The organism is Shimia sp. FJ5, from assembly GCF_032918335.1.
GTDB classification, from domain to species: domain Bacteria; phylum Pseudomonadota; class Alphaproteobacteria; order Rhodobacterales; family Rhodobacteraceae; genus Shimia; species Shimia aestuarii_A.
Genome location: NZ_JAWJUV010000004.1, coordinates 1 through 17,561, shown reverse-complemented (window position 1 = coordinate 17,561; position 17,561 = coordinate 1). Strand labels below are relative to the sequence as shown.

The following is a 17,561-nucleotide window of genomic DNA, read 5'->3' as shown; positions in this document are numbered from 1 at the left end:
TTCCTTATCCTTTCGGCGCCAGCAGCTTGAGCGCCGCCCGGATCAACGCCGCGGTCTCCGCCTCCGGCGCCTCTCCCGCAGCCTCGGCCACCGCTGCCGCCGCTTCGCCCGGACCATAGCCGAGGTTGCCAAGCGCCGACAGGGCCTCCGCCTGCGCCGAGGCGCTGCCCGATGCCTTCGCTGCCGCCGCGCGCTTCGGTTTCGCCGCCGGGGCCTCATCGTCGATCACGCTGGCCTCCGCAGGCAGCTCGCCCAGAGCCTCCGCCATCGTCCCGCCAAGCGCCATCACCGCGGGCGCCTTGTCCTTCAACTCGATCACCACCCGCTGCGCCGTCTTCGGCCCGACACCCTTCGCCGCCTTAAGCGCCGTCGCATCGCCAAGCGAGATCGCCCGACTGACCCCGTCCGCCCCGAGCGCTCCGAGAATGGCAAGCGACGCCTTCGCGCCGATCCCCTGCACGCTCATCAACAACCGATGCCATTCCTTCTCGATCAATGTCGTGAAACCGAACAACTGCAACAGGTCTTCGCGCACGAGGAGGTCGGTGTAGACCGCCGCAACCTCGCCCTGCCCCGGCAGGGCCGCCATGGTGCGGTCGCTCACATAGACGACATAGCCGATACCGCCGACATCGATCAGCACATGATCACTCGCGCGGTATTCGATCCGTCCGGAAATCTTGCCAATCATGTGCCCACCTTCCGCAGCGCGGCCTCCATGCCGCCGCCGGCCCGCGCATAATGGGCATGACAAATCGCAATGGCCAGCGCATCCGCCGCGTCCGGCCCGTTGATGACCGCTCCCGGCAATTGTAGCTTGACCATATGCTCGACCTGATGCTTCTCCGCATGGCCGACCCCGACCACCGTCTTCTTGACCTTGTTGGGCGCATATTCCCCAATCACGAGCCCTGCCTGCGCTGGCACCAAGAGCGCGATCCCCCGCGCCTGGCCAAGCTTGAGCGTGCCAACCGCGTCCTTGTTGACGAACGTGTTCTCGACCGCCGCGTGATCCGGCTCAAACCGCGCCACCACGGCGCTGAGCTGTTCATGCAATGACAGCAGCCGCGTCGCCAGTTCTTCACCGACAGAATGGCAAATTCCGTTGCCCACATGGCTGATTCGGCTGCCTTCAACGTCGATGACGCCCCAGCCCATGTTGCGCAAACCGGGATCAATTCCCAAAACCCGCATCTTTCTGCCCCGCTGCCCTGCGAAATGTTGCTTTTTTGAACCACTAGCACAAAACCGGAACATTCGCCAAGAGCCTTGCAAGAAACGCATGACCGATGACGAGCCATGTCGTTTTTGCATCGCGACGGTCAAAAACGACACCCCATCAAGTCGCAGCGACGGCAGACCCGTGCATTTTTCATAAGTTTTTCAAATTGTTAAACGCACGCGACCTATGCACAAACATCATAACACCCTTGCATTTTTTATTGCTTGTTTCATGTGCATACCGCTCCTATTTGCGGCTTTACGAAAACGCTGACCATAACTCGAACAGAAGGACTACTGACATGGCTGCATTCGACACCAACCGTTTCTCGACCTCCCCGGCGGGGTTTGCCGGCCATATTGGCCAGACCTTCGTCTCCATGACCGCATTTGACGCCGCCGCTCAGGGCGCTGTCCGCGTCTCCCTCGCGGACCGCTTCGGCGCTTTCGTGGCCTCCGTCGCCGCGTCCTATGCCGACTGGAAAGACCAGCGCGCAACCCGCATCGCGCTGTCCGCCCTCTCCGACCGCGAGCTCGACGACATCGGCCTCTCCCGCGCCGATCTCGACGCGCTGCGCTGACGACGTTCGGAAACGACGACACCGCCGTTTTCGGATCTTCGGATCAGATCGACCGCACCTCCCTCGGGGTGCGGTTTTTCTTTTGTGCCAAGGGAACCTTCACGCGATCGCCCCGCACAAAAGAAAACGGCCCCGGGAGAGAGACCGGGGCCGCCTGCTGATTTGGAGGGATCAGCTAAGTGTCTTGATCTGCCGGGCGACCCAGCTTGAGATCGGGTCCGGACGCATCGTCCAGGTTCCGATCTGTTCAAGCACGGTCGACGGGCGCAGCCGCCCGATCTCCGATTTGTAGAAATCCGCGCCAAGCCGCGCCATCACGGCGCCCTTGAGCATGAAAACCGCCGCCAGCACCATCAGGATACCGGTCCAGGGAATACGCATGGAGGGACGTGCGCCCCGGATGACAACATATCCGTTCGGCTCACGATGAACGCTGACCCGGCTCGACGTGTCACGGGTCGTCGTCTCGTTCAAATCATAGATCCGCGCAACGCGGGCCTGAAAATCTTTGTAAGAGTCGCTCATGGCAGAGGTCACATTCTGTTCGGCCCCCACCAAACATGGTCTGATTGGCTCCGAAATGTGGCGAAACTAAGGCAAACCCCCTCAAATCAGGCCAGTTTTAGACAATTACCGTCCAGTTTTCGACTGGCTGAAAGTAACTTGGAAACAATGGCTTGAGAGCTTTCCATACGTTTCCAAACGGGCAACAGAGCGCGAATCGTCGCCCCGTCCTTCTCCTTTGTGAAAATACTCCCGCCGGAGGCATTTCCGCAGGCAGCGCGCCCTTGGGCGCGATGACGAGAAAACCTGCGCGCGGCCGTGGCCGCGCCCCTGTCAACCGCCGTGCCTCAGCGCCGGGTCAAGGTCAGGGTCGTCCACTCGCCGATCTCTTCGCGCGTATGCACGCCGAACCCCGTCGCGTCATAGGCCGCAACAACCTCGTCCGCCTGCTCGTTGAGAATTCCTGACAGGATCGCATATCCGCCGCCGATGATATTGGCCCCCATATCCGGCGCGAGATCGATCAACGGTGCTTTGAGGATATTGGCAAAGACAAGGTCATAAGGCGCGCGCGCCGCAAGGTCGGGATGACCGAACCCCGCCGCCTCAAGACAGACCACACGCCCCTCGAGCCCGTTTGCCGCCACATTGGCCTCTGCCACGTCGACCGCGACCTGATCGATATCGCTCGCCAGAACCGTCTCTGGCCAGATCCGCGCCGCACCCATGGCAAGCACCGCCGTGCCACAGCCGATATCGGCGACGTTCTTGCCGACAAACCCTTCATTGGCCAACCGGTCCAATCCCTTGAGACAGCCAAGCGTCGTGCCGTGATGCCCGGTGCCGAACGCCATCGCCGCCTCGATCAATAGCGGCTCCGCACCCTCGGGCACCTTGTCTGCATCATGGCTGCCATAGACAAAGAACCGCCCGGCCTCGACCGGGGCCAGCTCGCGTTTGACCTTGGCGACCCAATCGGTTTCCGGCAGTTCGGACACCACGAACGGCTTGGCCTCAAACGCCACCGCCAGAACCGCCAATGCGGCTGCGTCGGGCGCCTCGGTGAAATAGCCGCCCACTTCCCAGAGGCCCGATCCATCCTCGATCTCGAACACGCCAACGCCGGTCGGCTCGGGCTGCAGGCGTTCCATCGCCTCACCAAGAGAGTCGGCGGGGGCTTTCCCGGCAAGGGTCGTGAAGGCGGTGAATGTGGGCATGTCGAAGGCTCCTGTGCTCTGCCAAGCGGCGTAGGCCCAAGGGCTCGTCCCGTCAAGGGCGTGCGCGCTGCGGTGGGGTCTCCTGCCCGATCCGGGCAAGGAAGGCACGGCTCCACGCCGCCGCGAACAGCCCGACAATGGCCCCGACAAGCGCCTGCGCATAGACCACGCCTGTCGCCCCGTACCATTCGGCAAAGACCCATGCCGCCGGCAGGATCAGAACCCCATCGCGAAGCCAGTTGATCACTGTGGAGCGCGTCGCCTTGCCAAGGTTGTTGAAGGCCGCATTGGCAACATAGGCCGCACCGACGAACACAAACGCCCCCGCCCCGACCCGTGCGAAGGTGAGGTAGACCGTCTCGCCCACCCCGATCAGGCCGAACCCCTTGACCACCATCGGCGCCGTCGCCGCCAGAAGTGCCCAGGCGAGGAGGGTGTAGCCCGCGCAGAAAATGAGCGCATCGCGGAAGGTCGAGCGCAGCCGGTCATGCAGCCCCGCGCCGAAATTCTGCCCAAAGATGCCGCCAATCGCGCCCGAAAGCGAGAAGATGCCACCAAAGGCCACCACGGTCAGCCGGTTCACCACCGCCCAAGCCGCCACCGCGTTGTCGCCAAAGCTCGCGATGACCCCGGTCAGAAGGTAGTTGGCAAAGGGTGTCGCCATCTGGGTGAGGATCGCCGGAACCGCCACCGCCACGAATGGCCGGATTGCCCGACGCACCGCCCACACCTCGGGACGCGCGAAAAGGTCATGCACGCGGATCGCGAACAAAAGCGCCATCCCCGCCATCACGAACCGCGACAAGACAACCCCGAGTGCTGCGCCATCAAGGCCAAGGCCAAGCGTCAGGATCAGGATCGGATCCGCCACCATCGCCACCGACCCGGAGGTCAGCGTGACCAGCATCGACCGCCGCCCGTCGCCTTCCGCCCGAAGCGCCGCCTGCCCGGCAAGCCCGGCCCCCATGACAAGAAGCGAGGGCATGGAAATCAGCACATAACGCTCGGCGAGGGCAAGCGTCTCGCCCTCCGCCCCGGCAAGCCGCAACATCGGGTCGCGGAAAAGCACGATGGACAAGGCCACAAGCCCCTGCACAAGCACCGTCAGGATCAACGCCGCTGTCGCATCATGGCGCGCCCGCGCGCTTTCTCCCATGCCAATGCGGCGCGACACGATGGCGGTTCCCGCGATCATCAGACCAACACCGACCGAAACCGCAAAGAACTGGATCGCAAAGGCATAGCCTATGGCCGCCACGAGCTTGGGATCGCCGATCCGTGAAATCCAGAACAGGTTGGCAAGGTCGACAAGGAAGACAAAGGTGATGCCTGTCGTCCCGGCAAGGGTCATGCGCACCACATGCCCCATCGTCGGCCCGTCAAGAAATCTACCGCGTTTGCCGTCCATGACCTACTCCGCCGGCGTCGCCACGCGCATCCGCACGAGGCGCGTCTCGTTGCCCTTCTCAGGATGGCGCGGCACAAGGAGCGACAGGCAAAGCGAGGTGCAGGCCATGCCCGCTGCGAGGATGAACACCGCGCCGGGCGAAGCCAGCCACAACAGCCCAAGAAGCACCGGCAGGAACACCGCCGCGATATGGTTGATGGTGAAGGCAACCGCCGCCGTCGGCGCAATATCCTCGGGGTCGGCGATCTTCTGGAAATAGGTCTTGAGCGCAAGCGCCAGCGCAAACAGCATATGGTCCACGACATAAAGCGTCGCGGCAAGGATCACGCCCCAGCCAAAGAAGTAGATGCCGCCATAAAGAAGGAACACGATGGCAAGGCCCGCATATTCGAAAATGAGCGTCCGCCGCTCTCCGAACCGCGCCACCGCGGCGCCAAAGATTGGCGCAAGCATCATGTTGGCGACAAGGTTGATGAGGTAAAGCGCCGTGATCTCGTGCACCTCAAACCCGAACCGCTCAACCATCATGAAGCCAGCAAAGACGACAAAGATCTGCCGCCGCGCGCCCGCCATGAACTGAAGCGCGTAATAGAGCCAATAGCGCTTCTTCAACACCATCTTACGCACCTGCGGCGTGCGCTCCTCAAACTGCGGATAGGCAAAGAAGGCGAAGATCGCGATCACCGCCGTGATGCCGCCCCCGGCAAGGTAAACGCTGTTGTAGGAAAGATCGAACGCCTTCCACGTCAGGACAATCGCGCCATAGGCCACAAGCGTCGCCGCCGATCCGGCCGCGAGAAGCCAGCCAAGCACCTTCGGCGCGCGAAGCTTGTCGAGCCATTGAAGCTGTAGGGATTGGTTCACCGTCTCGTAATAGTGAAACCCGATCGAGCTGAGCATGGTGATCGTCAGGATCCCCGCAAGCGACGGAAACCACGCCGTGACCGCCGTCGCAACCCCCAGAAGAAGGAGCGAGACAACACCGAGAACCTGCTCACGCATGACAAGCAGAAGGGCAATCACACCAATGGCGAAAAAGCCCGGAATCTCGCGCACCGTATGCAGAAGGCCAATGTCTGAGCCGTCAAAATCCGCAACCTCGATGACGAAGTTATTCAACAAAGCGGACCACGTATTGAACGCGATCGGCATCCCCAAGGCCATCAGGAACAATAGGGCCACTGGCCTGCGCCAGACCGGAAGATCCTGCGCCTCGTCAAGACTCATTTTACGCAACATGTATTGCGATTACGCCTTTCCCTGACAAAAGGCGAGACGTTTCACATCCTTTTGTGATCTGAATCAAAGCAGCTCTGCCCCTTGCGCGCCTATATCCTCGCAATTGCGAAAAAGGATTTGGAACCGCCATGGATGTTCTCGCCCTTGTCGAACGTATCGGCGAAGCGCCGACAGCCGCCCTTCTTGGTCTTTTGACCGGTGTCATCTTCGGGGTCGCGGCCCAGCGCTCGCGCTTCTGCCTGCGTGCCGCAACCGTGGAATTCGCCCGTGGTCAGCTTGGCGACAAGGTCGCGGTCTGGCTCCTGACCATCTCGACCGCCATCGTCTGGGTGCAGGGCGCACAGGCGCTTGGTCTGATGTATTCCGCAGACGCCCGCATGATGGCCGTCCCCGGAAGCTGGTCCGGCGCGATCCTCGGCGGGCTGATGTTCGGCGTCGGCATGGTGCTGTCGCGCGGCTGTTCCGGCCGTCTCCTCGTGCTTGCCGCCAATGGCAACCTGCGCTCGGTGGTCTCCGGCCTGATCTTCGCCGTGGTCGCCCAGATGAGCCTCAAGGGAATCCTGTCCGGCCCCCGCGACTATCTCGCGGGCCTCTGGGTGACCTCGGGCGGACGCAACCTCGACCTGATCGCTTTCTTCCGCCTGCCCGAGCTGTCCGGCCTCGTCTTCGGCATCCTGATGGCAATCCTCGCCCTCGTCATCGCCCGCAAGAACCGCCTCGGTGCGCGCCGCCTGATCTTTGGCGCGGGCGTCGGTTTTGCCGTCGCCGTCGGCTGGGTCGCCACCTACGAGTTGGCGCAGGTCGCCTTTGAGCCCGTGCAGATCGAAAGCGCGACCTTCTCCGGCCCCTCGGCCCATACGTTGATGTTCTTCCTCGACCGCGATGCGGTGCTTGAATTCGACGTCGGCCTCGTGCCGGGCGTGGTGATCGGCTCTTTCCTCGCCTCGATCCTGACGCGTGAGTTCAAGTTTCAGGGCTTTGACACCGAAAGCAACATGCGCCGCGCCATGTTCGGGGCCGTGCTCATGGGGTTCGGCGCCATGCTCGCTGGCGGCTGCGCCATCGGCGCGGGCGTCACCGGCGGCTCGATCTTCGCGGGCACCGCTTGGATGGCGCTCTTCTGTATGTGGATCGGCGCCATGGCGACCGACATCCTCATCGACCAGCGCGGCCGCGCCCCCGCCGCCGCCTGACACCATCGCGCACGGGGCCCGGCACATCCGAGGCCCCGCTTGAAACCCACCCCCCGAGCTTCTATCTAGACCCCGTTGCGAGGACGACCTCCCCATAACGGCACCATTCCGGGACGGCCCGGCCCGATAGAAAACTCCCATGCGCTCTCCGCTCGACCGTCTCCGCCACGCCCTCAGCTTCGAAATCATCGCCCTCCTGATTGTCGTCCCCCTCGGCGCGCTGATCTTTGGCATCTCCCTGCACGATACCGGCGTTGTCGCCCTCGTCAGCGCCACGCTCGCGACGCTCTGGAACCTGGCCTACAATTACCTCTTCGACCTCGGCCTCAAGCGGCTGACCGGATCCACTTGGAAAACCACGCCCCTGCGCCTTGTCCACGCGGTCTTGTTCGAGGTCGGCCTCCTCTTTGTCCTGATGCCCTTCATCGCTTGGTATCTCGACATCTCGCTCTGGCATGCCTTCGTGATGGATGTCTCCTTTGCGGCGTTCTACATGGTCTACGCCTTCGCCTTTAACTGGGCCTATGACCGCCTTTTCCCACTCCCCGAGTGGCACCACGACAGCGCCGCAAACAAGGCGTCGTGAAAAAAAATCTGCGTCCCCTGCATCCAAACGCCCCCGACCACGAGTCCTAGAGAATAGGAAGCTGCGGATTGGCCGCAGTCGAACAGACTTGAGGACGATATGATGAACAAGACCGTTTCCGCCCTGAGCATTGCTACTCTTCTGGCCTCCGGCGCCGCCGCGCTGGCCGATGGCCACGGGGATCACGGCCTGATGGCCATTGGCCTCTCCGGCGACAAGACCCTGCACAAGATCGACGCCAAGACCGCCACCGTCAAAGCCTCGATGGACGTGGACGGCGTCGACAAGCTCCTCGGCATCGACCTGCGCCCCGCCACCGGCCAACTCATCGGCGTCACCGCCGGGTTCGACATCGTGGAAATCGACCCGATGACCGGCAAGGCCATGGTGATCTCCACCATGGACAAGGAACTGCCGATCATGGGCGACGCGCCCGTCATCGTCGACTTCAACCCCAAAGCCAACAAGCTGCGCTTCATGTCCGGCACCACCAACCACCGCGTCGATATCGAAAGCGGTGCGGTGACGGTCGACGGCTCGCTCGCCTTTGAAGAGGCCGACATGCACGCAGGCGAAGCCCCGGCCATCGTCGCAGCCGCCTATATCAACTCCTATGGCAAGCCCGACGCGACCGCGATGTATGACATCGACAGCACCATCGTCGCGCTGATTCAGCAGACTTCGCCCAATGACGGCACCCTCGCCGCCATCGGCAAGCTCGGCATCGACGCCGCCGACACCTATGCTTTCGACATCGCGACCAACGCCGAAGGCGAAAACACCGCCTGGCTCGTCGCCTCCGGCATGATGCACACTGTGTCGCTTGAAACCGGCGCGGTCGAGGAAAGCTGGGAGATCAAGGGCGCGGATGGCGTGGCCGTGCGCGACATCACCTTCATGACCGCGAAGTAATCGGTAAAGAGTGGTCCCTCCGGCTGGCGCGCCCGCGGTTGCGCGTCAGCCACCTTTCTCCAACCCGTTTGACAGGCGACACCGTGCACAATACCTCTTTTCGCATCGCGGCCCCGCGTTGGGACCGCAAGAGGAAAGCAGACAAGCGCGTGACGGACTATGCAAAGCTGATCAAGGCCTGCGCGGCTGGTGACAAATCCGCCCTGCAAGAGATCATGCACGCTGAAGGCGGGCGGATGCTTGGCGTCGCGCGGCGCATGTTGCGCCGCACCGACCTTGCCGAAGACGCGCTACAGGATGCACTTGTCCTGATCTGGCAGCGGGCGCACCAGTTCGACGAGACCCGCGGCACGGCCAAGGGGTGGCTCTATACCATCCTGCGCAATCGCTGCCTGACCATGTTGCGCAACGAGGACCGCACCGATCCCATGGCCCCCGAAGTTGTGGAACATGCGCTCAACGACCGCGAACTCGACACCGCCTTTGACCGGCTCGACAGATCGACCGACCTGCGCCGCTGCCTCGAAAGGCTCGACCTCAACACACGGCGGGCGATCTTGGCCTCTTATATCCTTGGCCATAGTCACGGAGAGATTGCCGGTCGCATGGCGGCCCCGCTCGGGTCTGTCAAATCGTGGGTCCGGCGCGGGCTGGGCAAACTCCGGGAGTGCCTGTCATGACAGATCGTTCTCTTGAGACCCTGATGGACGAAATCGCCCTCGGCCTTGCCGACGAGGCGGAGATGGCCGATCTCGAGGCCCGCGCCCTCGACGACCCGGCCCTCGCCGCGCGTCTCGACTTTGCCCGCGCCCGGTTTGCGCCGCTTGACGAGACCGCCGATCCCCTGCCCCTGCCCGCCGACTTCTGGAGCCGCGTCGAGCCCGCGCTCGACACCGCGCCCGCCAAGGCCGAAGACGAGTCGTCCGCGCCGTCCAATGTCGTTCCCCTTGCCCCGGCACAAACTGCGCTTGGCCGCTGGCGCGCGACCGCCCTTGGCAGCATTGCGGCCTCTCTCCTGCTCGCTGTGCTTGTCGGCTGGATGAGCCTCATGCAGCCCGACCCGGTGGTGATCGCCGTGCTCGTCAACGATAGCGGTGAAGCCATCGCCCTCGTCGAAAGCGGCGCCGACAACACCACCCGCGTAACCCTCCTCGAAGCGCCGAACGTCCCCGACGATCAAGTGATGCAAGTCTGGACCAAGCCCGAAGACGACGGCCTGCCGGTCTCGCTCGGTCTGCTGTCCTCGGGCACCTCGATGACCTTCACCATCGAAGGCCTGCCAACGCCCCATCCGCAGCAGCTCTACGAGATCACCTTCGAACCCGCTGGCGGCTCTCCGACGAACCTGCCGACCGGGCCGATCCTTGGCAAAGGTCTCGCCAAGGAACCTGTGACCTGACAGGGCGCGTTACGTTTCCAATCTTTTGATCTCTGTGAAGAAATCCGCTTACGCCCCGCGGCGCACATACGCGATACCGACGCAATACCGACGTGATACCGACATTGGTTTTTCGCGTTAATAGAAGCTCTGCGGGTCGATATCGACGGCAAGGCGGATATCCCCCTTCAGGCGGAATTGCCCAACCCATTCGGCCAGTGCCGGCTGAAGCCGCACCCCCTTGTCCGCCTTCACCAACAGGCGCACCCGATGCCGCCCCCGAATACGCGCAATCGGCGCTGGTGCCGGTCCGTAAACCTGCGCCCCCACCGCCCTTAACGGCCCATCCTGCCGCGCCAGCGCATTGCCAAGATCAAACACCTGCTGCACGTCCGGCGACGACAAGATGATCCCCGCCATGCGCCCATATGGCGGCACGCCTGCCGCCTGCCGCTCGCGCGCCTCCGCGCTCCAGAATCCCTCTTCGTCGCCCGCCATGATCGACCGGATGACCGGGTGTTCCGGCTGAAAAGTCTGCAACAATGCCAACCCCTTACGCTCTGACCGCCCGGCCCGTCCCGCGACCTGCCGCATGAGTTGAAAGGTGCGCTCGGCAGCGCGCAAATCCGACCCCTGAAGGCCCAGATCGGCATCAATCACACCGACCAGCGTGAGCAGCGGAAAGTTATGTCCCTTTGCGACCAGTTGCGTACCGATGATGATATCCGCCCCCCCCGCCGCAATCGCGTTGATCCCCTCTTTCAATGCCCGCGCCGACGCAAACAAATCCGACGACAACACCGCCAACCGCGCCTCCGGCCAGAGCGCCGCCGCCTCTTCGGCAAGCCGCTCAACACCGGGGCCCACCGGGGCCAGCGTGTCCTCTTTTCCACAGGCCGGGCAGGCCTCCGGGATCGGCTTCGTCTCGCCGCACTGGTGGCACACGAGCCGCTTCAGGAACCGATGCTCCACCATCGTCGCATCGCATTGATCACAATTGATTTTTTCGCCACAAGCCCGGCAAATCGTCACCGGCGCATAGCCGCGTCGGTTGATGAAAAGAAGCGACTGCTCCCCCTTCTCGATCCGCTCCGAAACCTCCCTCTGAAGGGTCGGCGAAACCCACCGCCCGCGCGGCACCTCCTCCGCCCGCATGTCGATCGCTCGCATCTCCGGCAACACCGCCTCGCCGAACCGCGACGTCAGCTCCAACCGCTGGTATTTCCCCGCCTCCGCATTGGCCCAGCTCTCCAAACTCGGCGTCGCCGACGCCAACACCACCTGCGCCTCGCAGATCGACGCCCGAAGCACCGCCATATCCCGCGCATTGTAGAGCACCCCGTCCTCCTGCTTGTAGGACGTGTCATGTTCCTCATCGACGACGATCAACCCAAGATCGCGGAACGGTAGGAAAAGCGCCGAGCGCGCGCCGATGACCAACTCCGCGCCGCCTTGTCCGACCATCTTCCAGATGCGCCGGCGCTCGGTCATCGTCACGCCCGAATGCCACTCGGCGGGCTTGGTGCCAAACCGCGCTTCCACCCGCGTCAGGAACTCCGCCGTAAGCGCGATTTCAGGCAGTAAAACAAGGGCTTGCCGCCCCTTGCGCAGCGTGTCCGCCACCGCCTCGAGATAGACTTCCGTCTTGCCCGATCCGGTGACCCCGCGCAAAAGCGTTGTGCCGTAGCGCCCCGCCTCAATCCCGGCCCGCATCGCGGCGGCGGCGACGGCTTGATCCTCTGTCAGGTCGCGCTTGGCATAGTCCGGGTCGAGCCTCGGAAACGGCATGTCGCGCGGCGTGTCCTCCTCGCGCACCACCCCCTGTTTGGCCAAGCCTTTGACGACGCTCGATGTCACCCCCGCCATCTCGCTCAACTCCTTGAGCGTAAAGGCCAGCCCGCCATAATCCTGCAAAACCTCGATGACCCGCTTGCGCGCCTCGGTCTGTCGGTCCGGCTCTCCTTCGCCAAGCCGGAACACTTTGCGCATCGACGGCGGGTCCGAAAGCCCCGGCGCCCGCATTGCAAGCCGCAGCATCGCATGCAGCGGCGTCAGCGTATATTCGCCCGCCCGCTCAAGAAAGTCCGCCATCTCGCGCCGCATCGGCGCCACGTCGAGCACCCGGTTGACGGGTCGAATCTTCGCACGGTCATAGTCCCCGCGCCCCGGCCCCCAGACCACGCCCGGAACCTTCCTCGGCCCAAGCGGAACCTCTACGAAAGCCCCACGAAAACAGCCCCCCTCCGGCGCCTTGTAATCAAGCGCGCGGTCAAGCGGTTGCGTCGTCTGCACCGCCACGAGGGCCCCCTCCTCGAAGAAATCCTGCTCCGTCACACCATGCTCGCCTGAAAACCGCCTTGCCGCCCCATAGCGCGCACCCGGGCGCCGCATGAGGGGTTTCAGCATCGCAAAACTTGCGGTAAACGCAAGCCGAACCGAGGCAAGCCCAGAAAAGGACGCGCAGCCATGAAATTCTTCGTTGATACCGCCGACATCGACGCCATCGCCGAACTGAATGCGCTCGGCATGGTGGACGGTGTGACCACCAACCCCTCGCTTATCAAGAAATCCGGCCGTGACATCATGGAAGTCACCAAGGAAATCTGTGATCTCGTCGACGGCCCCGTCTCTGCCGAAGTGACCGCGACCGAGGCCGACACCATGATCGCCGAAGGCCGCAAGCTGGTCGAGATCGCGGACAACATCGCCGTCAAGGTGCCGCTGACCTGGGACGGGCTCAAGGCCTGCAAGGTGCTCACCGACGAGGGCCACATGGTCAACGTGACGCTCTGCTTCTCCGCCAACCAGGCGCTTCTCGCCGCCAAGGCGGGTGCAACCTTCATCTCGCCCTTCATCGGACGGCTGGACGACATCAACCTCGACGGCATGGACCTGATCGGCGACATCCGCGCGATCTATGACAATTACGGCTACGAGACCCAGATCCTCGCCGCCTCGATCCGCACCGTGAACCACGTCACCCAAAGCGCGCTTGTCGGCGCCGACGTGATGACCGCCCCCCCGGGCGTCATCAAGGCGATGGTCAACCACCCCCTGACCGACAAGGGCCTCGACGCCTTCCTCGCCGACATCAAGGCCGCGGGCATCAAGATCCTGTAAGGGGCACAACGCCCCTCTCTTCCTCTTGCCGAAAATATCCCGGGGTGAATTGGCTGTTTTCATGCGCATGCCCGAGGAGCTCAAAACCGGTTCCCACTTTTGAGCGACATGCCGCCTGCGGCCAAGAGGGGCAGCGCCCCTCCGCCGCCCTCCGCTAGAATGCCGCCCAAAAAAGGGGAGGCATTCACGCGCTGCCTCTGTTAAAGTCCCGCCAAATACCCGGTTAGAGGTCCGTATGAGCAGCAACGCCAAGATCGACGACTCGCTTCGCGAAAAGATCATTTCTGAACCCGACATGATTCTCGACGACCAGGACGTGATGCACGCCCTGATCGCGGCGAATGAGAAATCCATGGGCGGCAATATCGTCGACCTGCGCGGCATCGCGATGGAACGGCTCGAGGCGCGGCTCGACCGGCTTGAGGATACGCACCGTTCGGTGATCGCGGCGGCCTATGAAAACCTCGCCGGCACCAATCAGGTGCATCGCGCCATCCTGCGCATGCTCGATCCGGTCGAATTCGAACCCTTCCTACACGATCTCGGCGGCGAAGTGGCCGAAATCCTGCGCGTCGATTCCGTGCGCCTCGTGCTCGAATCCGCGCAATCCGACGACGAGCCTTCCATTCGCCGCCTCGGCGATGTGCTCTCCGTGGCCGAACCGGGCTTTGTCGATGACTACCTGAGCGGCGGGCGCAATATGCCCATCCGCCAAGTCACCCTACGCCAGCTTCAGGGCGGCACCACTGCGATCTACGGCGAAAAATCCGACTGGATCCGCTCCGAAGCTTGTCTGAAGCTCGACTTCGGCGAAGGCCGCTTGCCCGGCCTCCTCGTCATGGGCGCGGAAGACCCGCATCAGTTCACGCCGCAGCAAGGCACCGACCTCCTCGCCTTCTTTGGCGGGGTGTTCGAGCGCGCCATGCGTCGCTGGTTGTCGTGATTTCCCCGGCGGCCCGCGACGCGCTCCAAGACTGGCTTGCCTCGGCCTCTGCGCTCGGCGGTGCCTCCACCAACACGTTGACCGCCTACCGCACCGACCTTGTCGAATTCCTCACCTTCCTCACCGAACACAAGGGCGATCCGCAAGGTCTCGCCCCGCTGACGCGTGTGACAACCTCCGATATGCGCGCTTGGATGGCGCATCTGCGTCGCGGCGGGCTCGGCGCGCGGTCGCTGGCGCGCAAGCTCTCGGCGGTGAAGAGTTTTTACCGCTGGTTTTCCGAACGCGACGGGTTCGACGCCACCGCCGTCCTCTCAACCCGCGCCCCGAAGTTCCAAAAGAAGCTCCCCCGCCCCCTTGCCCCCGACGCGGCCCGCGCCGTGATCGAGACCGCCGAGGTGCAGGCCTCCGAACCGTGGGTCGCCGCGCGCGACGTGGCGGTTCTGACGCTGCTCTATGGCTGTGGGTTGCGCATCTCCGAAGCGCTGGCGCTCAATGGTGCGGACGCGCCGCTGCCACGGTCGCTACGTATTCTCGGCAAGGGCGGCAAGGAACGCATCCTGCCCGTGATCGACGCCGCCCGCGACGCGGTTGACGCCTATGTCACGGCCTGCCCCTTCCCCGTCGAGGGTGAGGACCCGCTGTTTCGCGGCAAGCGTGGCGGGCGGCTCTCGCCTCGCATCGTGTCGGGGCTGATGGCCAACCTGCGGATGCAACTCGGCCTGCCCGCGACCGCGACGCCCCACGCCCTGCGCCATAGCTTTGCCACCCACCTTCTCGAGGCTGGCGGTGATCTACGCGCGATTCAGGAACTCCTTGGCCATGCTTCCCTCTCGACGACTCAGGCCTACACGGCGGTCGACACGGCGCGGCTTATGGAAGTCTACCAAAAGACCCACCCCAAGGCCTGATCGGCAGCCAAAGCCTCAACGCCGCTTGGGCACGATCTCATAGCCCGGTTCTTCGGGTTCATCATCAATCATTTCCGGCGGGAAGCCCGGTGCGCGAATGTCGAGCCCGGTCGCATCTTCCAGCCGCCGGATGATATTGGGTGAAAGCTCGCGCTCGCCATAACGCGCGATCCCGTCCTCAAAAATCTCGATCATCTTCGGATTGATCTCGAGCGGCACCCCGGCACGGTCGGCCACATCCTGAAACAGACCGATATCCTTCTTCACAAGGTCCATCGTAAAGGAGATATCGCGCGAGCCGTTGAGGATCACCTGACTTTCGGTCTCATGCACGAAGGAATTGCCCGAGGAAATGCGGATCGCTTCAAAAGCCGTGTTGAGGTCCATCCCCGCTGCCTTCGACGTCACCAATGCCTCACAAATCGTGAGGAGATTGGCCGTCGCGAGATAGTTCGTCACCACCTTGAGAACAGACGCTGTGCCAAGATCGCCCGTATGCAACACGCGCCGCCCCATCTTGGTCAGAAGCGGCAGGATACGCTCGAAGGTCCCGCGTGCGCAGCCTGCAAAAATCGCGATATTGCCCGTCGCCGCGCGATGACACCCGCCTGAGACAGGGCAATCGACAGCCGCCCCGCCGCGCGCGATGACATCGCCGCCAAGGCGCTTGACCTCGGCCTCGTCGGTCGTCGACATTTCCATCCAGATCTTGCCCGGTCCCACCTCTGGCAGCATCTCCTGCAGGACCGCATCTGACGCCGCCGGGGACGGCAGACAGGTGATCACCGCATCACAGTCGCGCATCATCTGGGCCGGGCTTTCCCCCGCGATCGCCCCGCGCGCAGTGAAATCCGCGACAAGCGCCGCATCAAGATCATGCACCACGAGATCAACGCCATTGCGCAAGAGGCTCGCGCTGAGCTTACCACCGACATTGCCAAGTCCGATAAATCCGATCTTCATGCACCCTCTCCCTGCATCACTTACCGGAGAGCCTAGCGGCGCGACTCTCCGTGCAAACCGACCGTTTGCGACATGATGCGAAAAAGCCCTCAGCAGAGGCCCAGCGGTCTTGCCACGATGCGCATATCAAGGACACGCCTTTTCAGCTCAATGCCTCAGGGGAATGGTGATATTCTGAAAGCAGTGCTTTGCAATCTGCCGCTCTTCCTGCGCCGGGACAACATGCACAGGCACATCCCCCAAGAACGTAAGCCCCTCAACAATACGCTTTCGTATGGTATCGGCGTTCTCACCGATCCCCCCGGTAAAGGCGATCGCATCAAGCCCTCCCATCGCGGCGACCATCGACCCCGCGTGGCGCACGGCCCAGTAGCAAAAATGGTCCACCGCGAACCGTGCCGCCTCGTCTTTGCGCGGCACGAGCATCGCCATGTCATGCGTCCCGCCAAGCGCCAGCAACCCGCTTTCCTTGTTGAGAATAGTCTCGGCCTGCGTAACACCGACCTCGCGCGCCAACCGAAGCGCGACAATCGGATCAAGGCTCCCGGCCCGGGTGCCCATGGGAAGCCCATCCAGCGGCGAATAGCCCATCGTCGTGGCGACGCTCTTGCCGTCTCGAATGGCACAGAGGCTCGCCCCATTGCCAAGATGCAGCGCCAGAAGGCGTGGCGGTACGTCCGCGCCAAGGGCGTCAACCATCGACGCATAGGATATCCCGTGAAACCCATAGCGCCGCATTCCCGCCGCGTCCTGCGCCGCCGGAATGGCATAGCGTCGGGCCACCTCGGGATTGGTGGCATGAAAAGCGGTGTCAAAGACCGCCACCTGCGGAATATCCGGCGCCACGTCCCGCAGTGCACGAATGACCATCAGGGCGTTTGGATTGTGGAGCGGTGCAAGTGCGGCACAGGATTCGATCTCGGCCTCCACTTCGGGCGTCACCCGCGCAGGCGCCGTCAGTTTCATGCCACCATGCACAACCCGGTGCCCGATCCCGCCCAGATCGCCAAGACCGATGTGACGCGTCTTCAACGCACTGAGTATCGCGGCCAAGGCATCGGCATGGCTGGGCATCTCCACCGCAAGGCTCTCGCCGTTGATCTTAAGGCGCGCGGCATCCCCAATCTCCTCGGCGCCGCCACGCAAGACCTCTTCAAGACGCGGCCCGAAGACCGCGAATTTGATGGAAGAGGATCCCGCGTTGACGACTAGGATATGGCGCATGCCGCCGCCTTCCCGTCTCAGCGCTTCATATCTGCGGGGTTGATCCCTGCGACTTGGACGGGTTTGGTCATTGCGTCTCTGCGGAAGGGTTCTCCGAGTTCTTGGTTGATGAGGGCTTCGATGAGGGTTGTGATGCCGTTTTTCTGGTCCTCGATGGCCTG

General features: G+C 63.2%; 18 protein-coding genes. 9 read left to right on the top strand and 9 right to left on the bottom strand.

The window, feature by feature from the left end; all coding sequences use genetic code 11:
- Positions 1-4 precede the first annotated feature (4 nt).
- Positions 5-691, bottom strand: coding sequence for a Holliday junction branch migration protein RuvA (ruvA, locus tag R1W01_RS13000; RefSeq protein WP_297755707.1), 687 nt, complete (start codon positions 689-691; stop codon positions 5-7).
- Positions 688-1,194, bottom strand: coding sequence for a crossover junction endodeoxyribonuclease RuvC (ruvC, locus tag R1W01_RS12995; protein ID WP_243614467.1), 507 nt, complete (start codon positions 1,192-1,194; stop codon positions 688-690). The genes ruvA and ruvC overlap by 4 nt, the downstream gene beginning before the upstream one ends.
- A gap of 329 nt (positions 1,195-1,523) precedes the next feature.
- On the opposite strand from ruvC, the gene R1W01_RS12990 reads away from it, so the two are divergent.
- Positions 1,524-1,802, top strand: coding sequence for a DUF1127 domain-containing protein (locus R1W01_RS12990; RefSeq protein ID WP_243614468.1), 279 nt, complete (start codon positions 1,524-1,526; stop codon positions 1,800-1,802).
- A gap of 171 nt (positions 1,803-1,973) precedes the next feature.
- Here R1W01_RS12990 and R1W01_RS12985 read toward each other — a convergent pair whose 3' ends face one another.
- From R1W01_RS12985 to R1W01_RS12970, 4 genes are all read right to left on the bottom strand, one after another.
- A complete protein-coding gene (locus R1W01_RS12985; protein WP_297755704.1) occupies positions 1,974-2,327 on the bottom strand; it encodes a hypothetical protein in 354 nt (117 codons plus the stop codon).
- A gap of 326 nt (positions 2,328-2,653) precedes the next feature.
- Positions 2,654-3,523: a 50S ribosomal protein L11 methyltransferase gene (locus R1W01_RS12980; protein ID WP_297755702.1), complete on the bottom strand. Its 870-nt coding sequence runs from the start codon at positions 3,521-3,523 to the stop codon at positions 2,654-2,656.
- Positions 3,524-3,575: 52 nt separating this feature from the next.
- On the bottom strand, positions 3,576-4,931 hold the full coding sequence (locus R1W01_RS12975) for an MATE family efflux transporter (RefSeq protein ID WP_243614471.1): 1,356 nt from the start codon (positions 4,929-4,931) through the stop codon (positions 3,576-3,578).
- A 3-nt stretch (positions 4,932-4,934) separates the two neighbouring features.
- Positions 4,935-6,170, bottom strand: coding sequence for an MFS transporter (locus R1W01_RS12970; RefSeq protein ID WP_297755699.1), 1,236 nt, complete (start codon positions 6,168-6,170; stop codon positions 4,935-4,937).
- A gap of 128 nt (positions 6,171-6,298) precedes the next feature.
- Here R1W01_RS12970 and R1W01_RS12965 point away from each other — a divergent pair, with 128 nt between their 5' ends.
- From R1W01_RS12965 to R1W01_RS12945, 5 genes are all read left to right on the top strand, one after another.
- Positions 6,299-7,363 (top strand): YeeE/YedE family protein, encoded by a 1,065-nt coding sequence (locus tag R1W01_RS12965; protein WP_297755697.1) that lies wholly within the window; start codon positions 6,299-6,301, stop codon positions 7,361-7,363.
- Between the two features lie 139 nt (positions 7,364-7,502).
- Positions 7,503-7,949 (top strand): PACE efflux transporter, encoded by a 447-nt coding sequence (locus R1W01_RS12960; protein WP_297755695.1) that lies wholly within the window; start codon positions 7,503-7,505, stop codon positions 7,947-7,949.
- Positions 7,950-8,048: 99 nt separating this feature from the next.
- The gene (locus tag R1W01_RS12955; RefSeq protein WP_411028161.1) at positions 8,049-8,861 is read left to right on the top strand and encodes a DUF4394 domain-containing protein; all 813 of its coding nucleotides are present in this window, start codon (positions 8,049-8,051) and stop codon (positions 8,859-8,861) included.
- 215 nt (positions 8,862-9,076) lie between these two features.
- Positions 9,077-9,541, top strand: coding sequence for a sigma-70 family RNA polymerase sigma factor (locus tag R1W01_RS12950; protein WP_411028168.1), 465 nt, complete (start codon positions 9,077-9,079; stop codon positions 9,539-9,541).
- On the top strand, positions 9,538-10,260 hold the full coding sequence (locus tag R1W01_RS12945; protein ID WP_297755687.1) for an anti-sigma factor domain-containing protein: 723 nt from the start codon (positions 9,538-9,540) through the stop codon (positions 10,258-10,260). Before R1W01_RS12950 ends, R1W01_RS12945 begins: the two co-directional genes overlap by 4 nt.
- Positions 10,261-10,377: 117 nt before the next feature.
- On the opposite strand, the gene R1W01_RS12940 is transcribed toward R1W01_RS12945, so the two are convergent.
- Entirely contained in the window at positions 10,378-12,630 is a 2,253-nt protein-coding gene (locus R1W01_RS12940) for a primosomal protein N' (RefSeq protein WP_297755684.1), read from the bottom strand.
- Between the two features lie 75 nt (positions 12,631-12,705).
- Here R1W01_RS12940 and fsa point away from each other — a divergent pair, with 75 nt between their 5' ends.
- The 3 genes from fsa (at position 12,706) to R1W01_RS12925 (ending at position 15,213) form a co-directional block, all read left to right on the top strand.
- Positions 12,706-13,359 (top strand): fructose-6-phosphate aldolase, encoded by a 654-nt coding sequence (fsa, locus tag R1W01_RS12935; RefSeq protein WP_297755681.1) that lies wholly within the window; start codon positions 12,706-12,708, stop codon positions 13,357-13,359.
- A 235-nt stretch (positions 13,360-13,594) separates the two neighbouring features.
- Positions 13,595-14,302 (top strand): DUF484 family protein, encoded by a 708-nt coding sequence (locus R1W01_RS12930; protein WP_243614480.1) that lies wholly within the window; start codon positions 13,595-13,597, stop codon positions 14,300-14,302.
- Positions 14,290-15,213: a tyrosine recombinase XerC gene (locus R1W01_RS12925; RefSeq protein WP_297755970.1), complete on the top strand. Its 924-nt coding sequence runs from the start codon at positions 14,290-14,292 to the stop codon at positions 15,211-15,213. The genes R1W01_RS12930 and R1W01_RS12925 overlap by 13 nt, the downstream gene beginning before the upstream one ends.
- A gap of 15 nt (positions 15,214-15,228) precedes the next feature.
- Here R1W01_RS12925 and R1W01_RS12920 read toward each other — a convergent pair whose 3' ends face one another.
- Together R1W01_RS12920 and R1W01_RS12915 are read right to left on the bottom strand one after the other, a co-directional pair.
- Positions 15,229-16,176, bottom strand: coding sequence for an NAD(P)-dependent oxidoreductase (locus R1W01_RS12920; RefSeq protein ID WP_297755676.1), 948 nt, complete (start codon positions 16,174-16,176; stop codon positions 15,229-15,231).
- 147 nt (positions 16,177-16,323) lie between these two features.
- Positions 16,324-17,400 carry an acetate/propionate family kinase gene (locus tag R1W01_RS12915; RefSeq protein WP_297755673.1) on the bottom strand — a complete coding sequence of 359 codons (1,077 nt, stop codon included), beginning with the start codon at positions 17,398-17,400 and terminating at the stop codon, positions 16,324-16,326.
- Between the last annotated feature and the right edge of the window lie 161 nt (positions 17,401-17,561).